General features: G+C 70.7%; 14 protein-coding genes and 1 pseudogene. 6 read left to right on the forward strand and 9 right to left on the reverse strand.

What is annotated here, in order from left to right; genetic code table 11:
• The 4 genes and pseudogenes from VIU94_RS39825 to VIU94_RS39840 form a co-directional block, all read right to left on the reverse strand.
• Nucleotides 1–271 (reverse strand): annotated as a pseudogene (locus tag VIU94_RS39825) (ATP-binding protein); the annotation flags it as partial.
• 243 nt (nt 272–514) lie between these two features.
• Nucleotides 515–838 (reverse strand): STAS domain-containing protein, encoded by a 324-nt coding sequence (locus tag VIU94_RS39830; RefSeq protein WP_318103045.1) that lies wholly within the window; start codon nt 836–838, stop codon nt 515–517.
• 112 nt (nt 839–950) lie between these two features.
• A complete protein-coding gene (locus VIU94_RS39835) occupies nt 951–1,799 on the reverse strand; it encodes a 3-hydroxyacyl-CoA dehydrogenase family protein (RefSeq protein ID WP_331919724.1) in 849 nt (282 codons plus the stop codon).
• Between the two features lie 139 nt (nt 1,800–1,938).
• A complete protein-coding gene (locus tag VIU94_RS39840; protein WP_331919726.1) occupies nt 1,939–2,574 on the reverse strand; it encodes a TetR/AcrR family transcriptional regulator in 636 nt (211 codons plus the stop codon).
• A gap of 71 nt (nt 2,575–2,645) precedes the next feature.
• Between VIU94_RS39840 and VIU94_RS39845 the strand changes: the two genes are divergently transcribed.
• The 3 genes from VIU94_RS39845 to VIU94_RS39855 are packed head-to-tail and all read left to right on the forward strand — an operon-like array spanning nt 2,646 to nt 4,763.
• Nucleotides 2,646–3,419 carry an ABC transporter ATP-binding protein gene (locus VIU94_RS39845; protein ID WP_331919727.1) on the forward strand — a complete coding sequence of 258 codons (774 nt, stop codon included), beginning with the start codon at nt 2,646–2,648 and terminating at the stop codon, nt 3,417–3,419.
• 8 nt (nt 3,420–3,427) lie between these two features.
• Nucleotides 3,428–4,177: an ABC transporter permease gene (locus tag VIU94_RS39850; RefSeq protein WP_331919729.1), complete on the forward strand. Its 750-nt coding sequence runs from the start codon at nt 3,428–3,430 to the stop codon at nt 4,175–4,177.
• 13 nt (nt 4,178–4,190) lie between these two features.
• Complete coding sequence (locus VIU94_RS39855) at nt 4,191–4,763, forward strand: cob(I)yrinic acid a,c-diamide adenosyltransferase (protein ID WP_331919731.1); 573 nt, start codon at nt 4,191–4,193, stop codon at nt 4,761–4,763.
• Here the strand turns inward: VIU94_RS39855 and VIU94_RS39860 are convergent.
• Nucleotides 4,683–5,306, reverse strand: a complete 624-nt coding sequence (locus VIU94_RS39860; RefSeq protein WP_331919733.1) for a hypothetical protein — start codon at nt 5,304–5,306, stop codon at nt 4,683–4,685. The two genes, VIU94_RS39855 and VIU94_RS39860, sit on opposite strands and share 81 nt — an antisense overlap.
• Before the next feature lie 164 nt (nt 5,307–5,470).
• On the opposite strand from VIU94_RS39860, the gene VIU94_RS39865 reads away from it, so the two are divergent.
• The 3 genes from VIU94_RS39865 (at nt 5,471) to VIU94_RS39875 (ending at nt 9,331) form a co-directional block, all read left to right on the forward strand.
• Nucleotides 5,471–6,667, forward strand: coding sequence for a sensor histidine kinase (locus tag VIU94_RS39865; RefSeq protein WP_331919735.1), 1,197 nt, complete (start codon nt 5,471–5,473; stop codon nt 6,665–6,667).
• Nucleotides 6,664–7,314, forward strand: a complete 651-nt coding sequence (locus tag VIU94_RS39870) for a response regulator (RefSeq protein ID WP_331919737.1) — start codon at nt 6,664–6,666, stop codon at nt 7,312–7,314. Before VIU94_RS39865 ends, VIU94_RS39870 begins: the two co-directional genes overlap by 4 nt.
• 169 nt (nt 7,315–7,483) lie before the next feature.
• Nucleotides 7,484–9,331, forward strand: a complete 1,848-nt coding sequence (locus tag VIU94_RS39875; protein WP_414721094.1) for a glycoside hydrolase family 18 chitinase — start codon at nt 7,484–7,486, stop codon at nt 9,329–9,331.
• Here the strand turns inward: VIU94_RS39875 and VIU94_RS39880 are convergent.
• The 4 genes from VIU94_RS39880 to atpD form a co-directional block, all read right to left on the reverse strand.
• A complete protein-coding gene (locus VIU94_RS39880; RefSeq protein WP_331919739.1) occupies nt 9,328–10,095 on the reverse strand; it encodes a 4'-phosphopantetheinyl transferase family protein in 768 nt (255 codons plus the stop codon). The genes VIU94_RS39875 and VIU94_RS39880 overlap by 4 nt on opposite strands.
• A gap of 60 nt (nt 10,096–10,155) precedes the next feature.
• The gene (locus VIU94_RS39885) at nt 10,156–10,608 is read right to left on the reverse strand and encodes a DUF2550 domain-containing protein (protein ID WP_331919741.1); all 453 of its coding nucleotides are present in this window, start codon (nt 10,606–10,608) and stop codon (nt 10,156–10,158) included.
• Nucleotides 10,609–10,733: 125 nt separating this feature from the next.
• The gene (locus VIU94_RS39890; protein WP_331919743.1) at nt 10,734–11,108 is read right to left on the reverse strand and encodes a F0F1 ATP synthase subunit epsilon; all 375 of its coding nucleotides are present in this window, start codon (nt 11,106–11,108) and stop codon (nt 10,734–10,736) included.
• Nucleotides 11,109–11,217: 109 nt separating this feature from the next.
• The gene (gene atpD / locus VIU94_RS39895; protein ID WP_331919745.1) at nt 11,218–12,657 is read right to left on the reverse strand and encodes a F0F1 ATP synthase subunit beta; all 1,440 of its coding nucleotides are present in this window, start codon (nt 12,655–12,657) and stop codon (nt 11,218–11,220) included.
• Between the last annotated feature and the right edge of the window lie 28 nt (nt 12,658–12,685).

A 12,685-nucleotide genomic window follows, 5' to 3' on the forward strand; every position in this document is an offset into this window, starting at 1 on the left:
GGGCGCGGTCGGCGCGCTCCTCGGCGGTGCGGCGGCGGGGCTGCCCGGGCCGGTCGCCGGGCGGGCAGGCCTCGATCTCGCTGCCGTCGACGGGGTTGACGGTGAGCAGCAGGTCGCCTGCGACGAGCCGTACGGTGCGGGCGACCGTGGGAGCGGACTGGCCGAAATCGGACGTCAGGGGCTCGCGGGAGCCCCGCCGACCGCCGGCGGCCGCACCGGTGCGGTCGTCGCCCGTGCCGTACTCGTCGGGTTCCCGGTTCATCGGGTCCATGGTGAAAGCTCCCAAAAAAGCGGTGCGCGCCGAGCCCCTCCCGGCCGATCTGCACGCTCGCTGACGCCTCGGGTCCGGTGCCCGCCGGGTGGGTCCGTCAATCGGCGGGCGACCGAACCCTAGACGGTGGAACCGCATTCGCGCACGCGCGGGGTACTACCCCGCCCGTGACGTCACGGTCTCATGAGGATTGAGCCGGACCGCCTGAGTCACACAGGTGCTTCACACACCGGCCGGCCGCGTTCAGACGCGTGGAAGCGACTCCGCGGCGAGCCCGCCCTCGATGGCGAGGATGCGGTGCAGCCGGGTGGCCACCAGCAGCCGCTGCATCTGCGGCGGCACCCCGCGCAGCACCAGCCGGCGGCCGCAGCGGCCGGCCCGCCGGTGCGCGCCCATGATGACCCCGAGCCCGGTCGCGTCCCAGGAGTCGAGACCGGTCAGGTCGAGAACCAGGTCTCCGTCTCCGTCGTCGACGGCCGAGTGCAGGACCGTACGGGCGTCCGCCGCGCTGCGGACGTCGAGGCGGCCCCCGACGACCAGCTCGACGTGGTCGCCCCTGATGTGCATATGCGCTCCCCGAGAGTGCTCCGTCTATGCAACAACTGACTGCCGGACCGGCAGAAGCGTTGCGCCTTGTAAGCGAACCGAGACCGAATTCACCCGTCGGGGTGATGGCGGATCAGTGCTTATAGAAGCCCTGCCCGCTCTTGCGGCCGATGTCACCGGCGTCCACCATCCGGCGCATCAGCTCCGGCGGCGCGAACTTCTCGTCCTGGGACTCGGTGTAGATGTTGCTGGTGGCGTTGACGAGGATGTCGACGCCCGTCAGGTCGGCGGTGGCGAGCGGGCCCATCGCGTGCCCGAAACCGAGCTTGCAGGCGATGTCGATGTCCTCGGCGGTGGCCACGCCCGACTCGTACAGCTTGGCGGCCTCGACGACCAGCGCCGAGATGAGGCGGGTGGTGACGAAGCCGGCGACGTCGCGGTTGACGACGATGCAGGTCTTGCCGACCGACTCGGCGAACTCCCGCGCGGTGGCGAGGGTTTCGTCGCTGGTCTTGTAGCCGCGGACCAGCTCGCAGAGCTGCATCATCGGGACCGGCGAGAAGAAGTGGGCGCCGACGACGCGCTCCGGGCGCTCCGTCACCGCGGCGATCTTGGTGATCGGGATGGCGGAGGTGTTGGAGGCGAGGACGGCGTCGTCCTTGACCAGCTTGTCGAGGGTGCGGAAGATCTCGTGCTTGATCTCCAGCTTCTCGAAGACGGCCTCGACGACGATGTCGGCGTCGGCGACCGCGTCGAGGTCGGTGGTCGGGGTGATCCGGGCGTACGCGGCCTCGGCGGCGTCCGCGTCGAGCTTCCCCTTGGCGACGAACTTGTCGTAGGAGGCCTTGATGCCGTCGGCGCCCCGGGTCAGGGCCGCGTCGGTGACATCGCGCAGCACGACGTCCCAGCCCGCCTGGGCGGAGACCTGCGCGATGCCGGACCCCATGAGTCCGGCTCCGATGACGGCGAGCTTCCTGGCCACGTTGTTCCCCTTAACGACTGTTCACCAATGACTCTCCGGCGGAGATTAGCGGTCGGGGGGCTTCGTGTGACCGGGAAGTAATGCGCGTCACGCCCGGTTTGACGGACGTCACACTCACGACACCCCGCGGGCCGTTCGGTCAGCCGCGCACGGCGTACGTGAGGACCTTCTCGCTCAGCAGTTCCTCGATCTCGTCGAGGAGGACGAGGGTCTCGCGGGAGACGGCAGTGGCCTTGCGGCCGGCGGTCATCTCGCGGGTGATGTAGCCGACGGCGGTGTTCTCGATCCAGGCGATCTGCCCGCCGACGAGCAGCGGCAGCGGGTCGCCCTCGGCCGCGCCGGTCTCCTCGCGCAGGGTGGCGACGACGGCGTCGTGGACCTGCTGCTGGAGGTAGAAGAGCCGGGCCTTGAGGGTGGGGGCGTGCTCGATGACGTTCATGAAGGCGTCGAAGCCGTCCATGAGTCCGTACGCGGGCGAGACGGCGCCGATCTGCCCGCGCATCTCGCGCAGCACCGCATGGGCCGCGGACTCGCCCCGGTCGCGCCCCCGGATCATCCGCGACAGGCGGAGGGTCACGCCCTCCATCCGGTCGAGGAAGAGGTCCTCCTTGGCCGGGAAGTAGTTGTAGACCGTGTTGACGGACACGTCCGCGGCGTCGGCGACGTCCGCGACGGTCACGGTCACGAAGCCGTGCTCCAGGAAGAGTCCGGTCGCGATGTCGGAGATCCGCTGCTTCGTCTCGCGCTTCTTGCGCTCCCTGAGCCCCTCAGCCATGCCCCCATCCTAGGGCCGATGAAAACTTGGTGACATTGCAAAATTTCAGGGACTCTGTTTTTGTAGTCACCATGCCAATCATCAGTACGGCCGGGCTCGCCCGGACCTTCCAGACGAAACTCGGCCCCGTGGAAGCCGTGCGCGGGATCGACCTGACCGTGCGGCAGGGCGAGATCCTCGGCCTCCTCGGACCCAACGGGGCCGGCAAGACCACCACGCTGCGGATGCTCACCACACTGCTCCCGCCCACCGGCGGGGCGGCCACCGTCGCGGGACACGACCTGCTCGCCGACCCCGGCGCCGTACGGCGGCGGATCGGGTACGTCGCTCAGTCCGGCGGGGTCGACCCGCAGGAGACCGTGCGCTCCGAACTCGTCACCCAGGGGCGGCTCTACGGGCTGTCCAAGGCCGACGCGGCCGCCCGCACCGAGGAGCTGGCCCACGAGCTCGACCTCACCGGACTCCTCGACCGCTCCACCGCGGCGCTCTCCGGCGGCCAGCGGCGCCGCCTCGACCTCGCGCTGGGGCTCACCCACCGGCCCGAGGTGCTCTTTCTGGACGAGCCGACGACCGGACTCGACCCGGGCAGCCGCGCCGACCTGTGGGCGCTGGTCCGCCGGCTGCGCGACGAGTTCGGCACGACCGTCGTCCTCACCACCCACTACCTCGACGAGGCGGACGCGCTCGCGGACCGGCTGGTGATCGTGGACAAGGGCGTCGTCGTCGCCGAGGGCAGCCCGGCCGCCCTCAAGGCGGAGCACGGCGTCACCACGCTCCAGGACGCCTTCCTCGCCATCACCGGGCGAGGCCCGGCCCCCGTCGCCCCCGCCCCCGTCGCCGTTTAGGACTCGCCATGCTGCTCCACGACACCGCGCTGATCTTCGGGCGCTACGCCCGGCAGACGCTGCGCTCGAAGTTCCAGATGCTCTTCGGCGTGCTGATGCCGCTGCTGTACCTGCTCCTTTTCGGACCGCTGCTCGCCGACCTGCCGCTCGGCCGCGAGGGCGACTCCTGGCAGATCCTCGTCCCCGGCCTGCTGCTCCAACTCGGGCTCTTCGGGGCCTCGTTCGCCGGCTTCTCGCTCATCATGGAGAAGAACTGGGGCGTGGTGGAGCGGATGCGCGTCACCCCGGTCAGCCGGCTCGCGCTGCTCCTCGGCCGGGTCCTGCGCGACGCCTCGCTCTTCGTCTTCCAGGCCGTGCTGCTGGTGCTCGCCGCGCTGGCGATGGGGCTGCGGGCGCCGCTCGCAGGGGTCCTGATCGGTTTCGCGTTCGTCGCCCTGCTCACCTTCGCGCTGGCCTCGCTCTCGTACGCGCTGGCCATGAAGGTCCGCACCCCGCAGGAGTTCGGCCCGACCGTCAACGCGCTCTCGCTGCCCGCGATGCTGCTGTCCGGGCTGATGCTGCCGATGGCGCTCGCCCCGGGCTGGCTGGACGTGCTCTCGCACTTCATGCCGTTCCGCTATCTGGTGGACGCGGTACGGGACGCGTACATCGGGCGGTACGCGACGCCGACGATGCTGTACGGCGTGCTGGTGGCGGTCGCGCTCACGGCGCTCGCCGTGACGGTCGGCACACGGACGTTCCGCAGGGCCGGAGCGTAACTACGCTGGGGTCATGGTCAATCTGACGCGCATCTACACCCGCACCGGCGACCAGGGCACGACCGCCCTGGGCGACATGAGCCGGACCGCCAAGACCGATCTGCGGATCTCGGCCTATGCCGACGCCAACGAGGCCAACGCCGTCATCGGCACGGCCATCGCCCTCGGCCGGCTCGACGAGGAGGTCGTGAAGGTTCTCGTCCGCGTGCAGAACGACCTGTTCGACGTGGGCGCGGACCTCTCCACCCCGGTGGTGGAGGACCCGAAGTACCCGCCGCTGCGGGTCGAGCAGTCGTACGTCGACAAGCTGGAGGCGGACTGCGACCGCTTCCTGGAGCGGCTGGACAAGCTCCGCTCCTTCATCCTCCCCGGCGGCACTCCCGGCGCGGCCCTGCTGCACCAGGCCTGCACGGTGGTCCGCCGGGCGGAGCGCTCCACGTGGGCGGCGATCGAGGTCCACGGCGAGACCATGAACGCTCTGACCGCCACCTACCTGAACCGCCTGTCAGACCTTCTCTTCATTCTGGCCAGGACGGCGAACAGTGAGGTCGGGGACGTCCTGTGGGTCCCGGGCGGGGAGCGCTGACGGCTCCGGCTCCGGGGCCTTCCTCGGCCACAGGGTGTAGCTGAGCGCGATCAGGCCGTGGATGCCGACGGCGCGCCAGGCCCCGAACATCCAGGCCTTCAGCGAGGACGTGTCGCCGTCGTCGCCGACGTACCACATCGCGCACAGCAGCAGGACGGTCGCGACCGCGCCGCCGATCAGGGTGCCGAGCCAGATCGCGCCCTCGTGGCGGGCCCGGGCCTTGCCGTACTGCGGGGCCTTCGGCGGCGGCGGGCCGCCGGCGAGCCGGTGCGCGGCGTGGCCGTCGAGCCACTTCACGGTGCGGTGGCCGTGGCCGACGGTGTAGCCGATGTACAGCGCGGCGAGGCCGTGCTTCCAGTCCGGCGCGGCCCCGTTCTTCAGGTCGATCGCCGTCACGACGAGCAGCACGACCTCCAGCAGCGGCTCGCACAACAGCAGGACCATGCCGAGGCGCGGCATCTTGAGCAGGTAGCGGGTCGCGAGCCCGGCTGCCAGCAGCACCCAGAACCCGACCTCGCAGATCATGATCAGCCAGACGATCACGGCAGACTCTCCTCTCGGTTCCCCTTCAGCGTCCCGTGCCGTCCGGGCCCTTTCGTCGTCGGCGCTGACGAAGTGCGGCTACATCCTTCGACGGAGGGGCGGCCCCCCGCGTATCCGCCCGTACGGCGAGGCGGCGGCGGGGCCGCACCGTGTTGGATGGGCCCGTGACACTCCCCCGACCCCACCGCGTCGACCTGCTCATCGCCTCCGCCGGCCTGGCCTGCGGGCTGATGCTGTGGGGGTTCGGCATCGTCAACCGGACCGAGGCGCCGATCGAGCTGCGCTGGGCGCCCGTGCTGCCGCTCGTGGTGATGACCGTGACGGAGACGGTGCGCCGGACCCTGCCGCGCACCGCCCTGGCCCTCGGCACCCTCGCCGTCGTGGCGAACGAGTTCACCCAGGGCAACATCGCGACCATCCTGATGTTCACGGACGTGGTCTACGCCGCCGTGGTGTACGGACCGCCCGCCTCCGCCCGCCGCATCCCGTACACCACCGGGCTGATCACGATCGGCATCACGATCGCCCTCCTGGTCTGGTGGCAGAACGCCATCGCGCTGCTGATCGGCGTGGTCAGCGGCATGGTCTGCTTCCTGCCGGCCGTCACCGGCGCGGTCGTGCGCAACCACCGGGAGGCCGCCGAGGCCGCGCGGCTGCGCGCCGAGCAGACGGCGCTGCTCGCGGAGATGGATCGCAGCCAGGCGGTCGTGGCCGAGCGGGCGCGGATGGCCCGGGAGCTGCACGACATGGTCGCCAACCACCTCTCCGCGATCGCCATCCACTCCACCGCCGCGCTCTCCCTGGACGACGCGGCGACGACCCGGCAGGCGCTGACCGTCATCCGGGAGAACAGCGTCGAGGGCCTGGCGGAGATGCGTCGGCTGATCGGGCTGCTGCGCGACAGCAGCGGCGACGCGGAGCCGGCCGCCGCGCCCACGCTGGCCGGGATCGACGCGCTGGTCGCGCAGGCCCGGACGAACGGGGAGTCGAGCGGGCTGACGTTCACGCTGGACGACGCCCGCGACCCGGAGGACTCCCGGATGCCCGCGCCGGTCGAGCTCGCCGCGTACCGGATCGTGCAGGAGTCGCTGACCAACGCGCTCAAGCACGCCCCGGCCGGGCCGGTCGCGGTGAGCCTCGCCCGGGACGCGCGGACGCTGACCGTCCAGGTCACCAGCCCGTTCGGGGACCGGCCGGGCCCCCGCGCGCCCGGCTCCGGGGCCGGCCTGGTCGGCATGCGGGAGCGGGTCGCACTGCTCGGCGGCGCGTTCGAGGCGGGGCCGGTCACCGCGGCCGACGGCACGAAGATCTGGCAGGTGCGGGCAGAACTGCCCGCCGAGGAGAGGACGTCGGACGGATGACGATCCGGGTACTGGTCGCCGAGGACCAGAGCGCGGTACGGGCGGGACTTGTACTGATCCTGGGCAGCGCCCCGGACATCGAGGTCGTCGGGGAGGCGGCGGACGGCGAGCGGGCGGTCGCGCTCGCCCGCGAACTGCGGCCGGACCTGGTCCTGATGGACGTGCAGATGCCCCGGATGGACGGCGTGACGGCGACCCGCCACGTGGTCTCCGAGGGCCTCGCCGATGTCCTCGTGCTGACCACCTTCGATCTCGACGAGTACGTCTTCGGGGCGCTGCGCGCCGGCGCGGCGGGCTTCCTGCTGAAGAACACCGACGCGAAGGACCTGATCGAGGCGGTACGGACGGTGGCCCGCGGTGAGGGCCTGATCGCGCCCGCGGTGACCCGCCGGCTGATCGCGGAGTTCGCCGCCCCCACCCCCGTACGCGCGCCCGGCGCGCCGGACCCGTCGGTGCTCGACGTGCTGACGCGGCGGGAGCGGGAGGTGCTGTCGTCTCTGGGGAAGGGGCTGTCGAACGCGCAGATCGCCGAGCGCCTGGGGATGGCGGAGGCCACCGTGAAGACGCACGTCAGCAAGGTGCTGGGGAAGCTGGAGCTGCGCAGCAGGGTCCAAGCGGCGGTACTCGCCCAGGAGTTGGGCGTCTGACCCCGAGCGGCCGGGCGGACTGGACCCACCCCTCCCGCGCACCGAACCAAATCCTGCCTACGTTGGTCTGGACCTCTTGACGATTGGTCCAGACCTTCCTACGCTCACGGCGCGCGCGCAGTTCTACGGACCACCCCCATCTTGTCCGTCCGCAACTTGAGGAGCACCGTTGAGCACTCAAGCACCCACGCGCAGAACAGGGTTCAGACACCGGGCCGCCGCCGGTCTGACCGCCCTGATCCTGCCCCTGGCCGCGATGGTCGGCCTCGCCTCCCCGGCGGAGGCCGCCACCTCCGCCACCGCCACGTACACCAAGGTCCAGGACTGGGGCTCCGGCTTCGAGGGCAAGTGGACGGTGAAGAACACCGGCACCACCACCCTCTCCTCCTGGACCGTCGAGTGGGACTACCCCGCCGGCACCGCCGTCACCTCCGCCTGGGACGCAACCGTCACCAGCTCCGGCACCCACTGGACCGCCAAGAACGTCGGCTGGAACGGCACCCTCGCCCCCGGCGCGACCGTCTCCTTCGGCTTCAACGGCAGCGGCTCCGGCGCCCCGAGCGGCTGCAAGGTCAACGGCGGCGCCTGCGACGGCACCAGCCAGCCCGGCGACAACGCGCCCTCCGCCCCCGGCACCCCGGTCGCCTCCGCCGTCACCGACACCTCGGTCAAGCTGACCTGGACCGCCGCCACCGACGACAAGGGCATCAAGAACTACGACGTCAAGCGCGACGGCGCCACGATCGCCACGGTCACCGGACTGACGTACACCAACACCGGACTGACCGCCGGCACCGACTACTCGTACACCGTCGTGGCCCGCGACACGATCGACCAGACCGGTCCGGCGAGCGGCGCGGTCAGCGTCCGCACCACCGGCGGCGGGGGCAACCCGAACCCGGGCGCCGCGGTGAAGATGGGCTACTTCACCAACTGGGGCGTCTACGGCCGCAATTACCACGTGAAGAACATCGTCACCTCGGGCTCCGCGGCCAAGATCACGCACATCAACTACGCCTTCGGCAACGTCACCGGCGGCAAGTGCACCATCGGCGACTCCTACGCCGACTACGACAAGGCGTACACCGCCGACCAGTCCGTGGACGGCGTCGCCGACACCTGGGACCAGCCGCTGCGCGGCAACTTCAACCAGCTGCGCAAGCTGAAGAAGGCGTACCCGAACATCAAGATCCTCTGGTCCTTCGGCGGCTGGACCTGGTCCGGCGGCTTCGGCCAGGCCGTGCAGAACCCGGCCGCCTTCGCCCAGTCCTGCTACGACCTGGTGGAGGACCCGCGCTGGGCCGACGTCTTCGACGGCATCGACCTGGACTGGGAGTACCCGAACGCCTGCGGCCTGTCCTGCGACACCAGCGGCCCGGCCGCGTTCAAGAGCATGATGCAGGCGATGCGCGCCAAGTTCGGCGGCAGCGCCCTGGTCACCGCGGCCGTCACGGCCGACGCCTCGTCCGGCGGCAAGATCGACGCCACCGACTACGCGGGCGCGGCACAGTACATGAACTGGTTCAACGTGATGACGTACGACTTCTTCGGCGCCTGGGCGGCGCAGGGCCCGACGGCCCCGCACTCCCCGCTCACCTCGTACGCCGGCATCCCGCAGGCGGGCTTCAACTCCGCCGAGGCGATCGCCAAGTTCAAGGCGAAGGGCGTCCCGGCCGCCAAGCTGCTGCTCGGCATCGGCTTCTACGGCCGTGGCTGGACCGGCGTCACCCAGTCCGCGCCCGGCGGCACCGCCACCGGACCGGCGGCGGGCACGTACGAGCAGGGCATCGAGGACTACAAGGTGCTCAAGAACTCCTGCCCGGCCACCGGCACGGTCGCCGGCACCGCGTACGCGCACTGCGGCACCAACTGGTGGAGCTACGACACCCCGGGCACGGTCTCGTCCAAGATGGGCTGGGCCAAGAACCAGGGCCTGGGCGGCGCGTTCTTCTGGGAGTTCAGCGGCGACACCGGCAACGGCGAACTGGTCGGCGCGATCAACACGGGGCTGAGCTAGAACCCCTCGGCGCGGCGGGGGCGGCGCAGCACGCCGTCCCCGTCGTACGCCACCTCGTGCCGGACCACCCGGCAGTCGTCGCCGAGCACGGCCACGGCCGACAGGTAGTCCTCGGCCGCCTCCACGTCGTACAGCCGCACCGGAAGGTGCGGCTGTACGCGTCCGGCCCAGGCGAGCAGGGCGGCGGGAGCGTCGGGGGCGCTCACCGTGAGCGTCGCCGGTTCCACGCTCAATCCGTCCCCGGTCGCCTTGAGCACCGCTTCCTTCCGGGCCCAGTACCGCGTGAAGCCGCGCTTGCGCTCCGTGTCCGGCAGCAGGTCGTACACCGCTCGCTCGGCCGCCGAGAGCACGCCCAGCGGCGGCTCCCCCGAGCGGCCGACCTGCTCGACGTCCACGCCGACGGGCCCCGCGTACGTCAGCGCCACCGCCACCCGGTCCCCCGAATGCGACAGCGACAGCTGGAGCGGCGAGTCCGGCAGCATCGGCTTGCCGTGCCCGCCGGAGTCGCAGTGCCGGCACTCCGCGGTGAAGGAGAGTCCCGCGGGATCGCGGTCCAGCTGGGCCCCGACCAGCTCCCGCAGCAGCGCGTGCGCGGTCAGGTAGAGGCCGCGCGGCTCGTCCCGCAGGAACGCCTGGTACCGGGCCCGCTCCCCCGCGTCGAGCAGCCGGAGCAGCGCCGGCGCGGCGGCCGAGCGCACGGAAACGGCCCGGGCGGTCCACACATGGCACTCACCGGGCCGTACGAGATCCAAAGCGGCGCTCACGCGACGTCGACCCTCCCCCAGACTTCGTCCGGGGGTCCCCCGTTCAACGAGACCCCCGTCTCAAGCGACATTGACTCGTTGCCCGGGGGGCGCCGCCTCCAGCCAGGCCAGGAAACCGGTCAGCGCGTCCTCGCTCATCGCCAGCTCCAGGCGGGTCCCCTGATGGAGACAGCCGAGCACGACGGCGTCGGAGAGGAGCGCCAGCTCCTCCTCGCCCTCGGGCATCCGGCGGGCCAGCACCTCGATGGCGGAGCGCTCCAGGACCCGGCGGGGCCGCGGGGCGTACGAGAAGACGCGAAACCAGGCGATCCGGTCGCCGCTGTAGCGGGCGACGCCGTACACCCAGCCCTTGCCGGACAGGTCCGGCTCCTCGGGCACGTTCCAGCGCAGCGAACAGTCGAAGGTGCCGCCCGAGCGCTGGATCAGTCTGCGGCGCAGGCCGAAGACGAAGAGCCCGATCACCACCAGTGCGACGACCAGGCCGCTCACGAGCAGGGCGAGGAACATCTCCACCGACCTCCTCGCATCGTCCCGTAAGCGATCACTACAACCTGTATCCGCATCCACCTCAGCCGCGGTACGGTCTGGAAACTTCCAGACCGTACCGCGGCTGAGGGCACAACTCTCGGTGCGGTCCGCTAGCGGACCGCCACCGCGCGCAGCCGGACGTCGGCGCGACGCTCCGCGGCCGCGTCCTCCTCCGACTTCGCGAGCTCCAGCGCGCGCTCGGCGCGCTTGGCGTCGATCTCGTCCGCCAGCTCGGCGATCTCCGCGAGCAGAGACAGCTTGTCGTCGGCGAACGAGATGAATCCGCCGTGGACGGCGGCGACGACGGTCGCGCCCTCGCTCGTACGGATGGTCACCGGGCCCGACTCCAGCACACCGAGCAGCGGCTGGTGGCCGGGCATGACGCCGATGTCGCCGGAAGTGGTACGCGCGATGACCAGGGTGGCCTCGCCGGACCAGACACTCCGGTCCGCGGCGACCAGCTCGACGTGCAGCTCAGCAGCCAAGGGGGGCTCCTCGGGTCACCACCCGGCGGGGATGCCGGGTGTTGGGGTCAATTCTAAGGGGCGTGGCGAGGGGGGCGGGACGAACCGCCCCCCTCTGTGAGCACGGGGCTCAGGAGACGCCGAGCTCCTTGGCGTTCTTCTTGAGGTCCTCGAGACCACCGCACATGAAGAAGGCCTGCTCCGGGAAGTGGTCGAACTCGCCGTCGCAGATCGCGTTGAACGCGGCGATCGACTCGTCCAGCGGAACGTCCGAACCGTCCACACCGGTGAACTGCTTCGCCGCGTGGGTGTTCTGCGACAGGAAGCGCTCGACGCGACGCGCGCGGTGGACGACCAGCTTGTCCTCCTCGCTGAGCTCGTCGATGCCGAGGATCGCGATGATGTCCTGGAGGTCCTTGTACTTCTGCAGGATGCCCTTGACGCGCATGGCGGCGTCGTAGTGGTCCTGCGTGATGTAGCGCGGGTCCAGGATCCGGGACGTGGAGTCCAGCGGGTCCACGGCCGGGTAGATGCCCTTCTCGGAGATCGGACGGGAGAGAACCGTCGTCGCGTCGAGGTGGGCGAAGGTGGTCGCCGGCGCCGGGTCGGTGAGGTCGTCGGCGGGGACGTAGATCGCCTGCATCGAGGTGATCGAGTGACCACGGGTCGAGGTGATGCGCTCCTGCAGGATGCCCATCTCGTCCGCGAGGTTCGGCTGGTAACCCACGGCGGAGGGCATGCGGCCCAGCAGCGTGGAGACCTCGGAACCGGCCTGGGTGAAGCGGAAGATGTTGTCGATGAAGAACAGCACGTCCTGCTTCTGCACATCGCGGAAGTACTCCGCCATGGTCAGACCGGCCAGGGCGACGCGCAGACGGGTGCCCGGGGGCTCGTCCATCTGGCCGAAGACCAGCGCGGTCTTGTCGAGAACGCCGGCCTCCTCCATCTCGACCATGAGGTCGTTGCCCTCACGGGTGCGCTCACCGACGCCCGCGAAGACCGACACACCCTCGTGCAGCTTCGCCACACGCACGATCATTTCCTGGATCAGAACGGTCTTGCCGACACCGGCACCACCGAACAGACCGATCTTTCCACCCTTGACGTACGGGGTGAGAAGGTCGACGACCTTCAGGCCGGTCTCGAACATCTCGGTCTTGGACTCGAGCTGGTCGAAGGCCGGGGCCTTGCGGTGGATGCCCCAGCGCTCGGCGTCCGCGACCGTGGAGGGGTCCTCGTTGAGGACCTCGCCCAGGGTGTTGAACACCTTGCCCTTGGTGACGTCGCCGACGGGCACGGAGATGGCCGAGCCGGTGTCGGTCACCGCGGCCTGGCGGACCAGACCGTCGGTGGGCTGCATGGAGATGGTGCGGACGAGGCCGTCACCGAGGTGCTGCGCGACCTCGAGGGTCAGCGTCTTCGTGCCGTCGCCGGCCGGGTCCGGCACGTCGACGTGCAGCGCGTTGTAGATCTCCGGCATCGCGTCGACGGGGAACTCCACGTCGACGACCGGGCCGATGACCCGGGCGACGCGGCCCGTGGCGGCGGCCGTCTCAACAGTGGTCGTCATTACTTGTCACTCCCCGCGGTCGCGTCGG

The organism is Streptomyces sp., assembly GCF_036566765.1.
Lineage (GTDB): Bacteria > Actinomycetota > Actinomycetes > Streptomycetales > Streptomycetaceae > Streptomyces.

What these genes read in the sequence shown, in the direction of transcription:
- VIU94_RS39830 (WP_318103045.1), bottom strand. Translation starts at nt 838, where the DNA reads ATGCACATCAGGGGCGACCACGTCGAGCTGGTCGTCGGGGGCCGCCTC.
- VIU94_RS39840 (WP_331919726.1), bottom strand. Translation starts at nt 2,574, where the DNA reads ATGGCTGAGGGGCTCAGGGAGCGCAAGAAGCGCGAGACGAAGCAGCGG.
- VIU94_RS39845 (WP_331919727.1), top strand. Translation starts at nt 2,646, where the DNA reads ATGCCAATCATCAGTACGGCCGGGCTCGCCCGGACCTTCCAGACGAAA.
- VIU94_RS39850 (WP_331919729.1), top strand. Translation starts at nt 3,428, where the DNA reads ATGCTGCTCCACGACACCGCGCTGATCTTCGGGCGCTACGCCCGGCAG.
- VIU94_RS39855 (WP_331919731.1), top strand. Translation starts at nt 4,191, where the DNA reads ATGGTCAATCTGACGCGCATCTACACCCGCACCGGCGACCAGGGCACG.
- VIU94_RS39870 (WP_331919737.1), top strand. Translation starts at nt 6,664, where the DNA reads ATGACGATCCGGGTACTGGTCGCCGAGGACCAGAGCGCGGTACGGGCG.
- atpD (WP_331919745.1), bottom strand. Translation starts at nt 12,657, where the DNA reads ATGACGACCACTGTTGAGACGGCCGCCGCCACGGGCCGCGTCGCCCGG.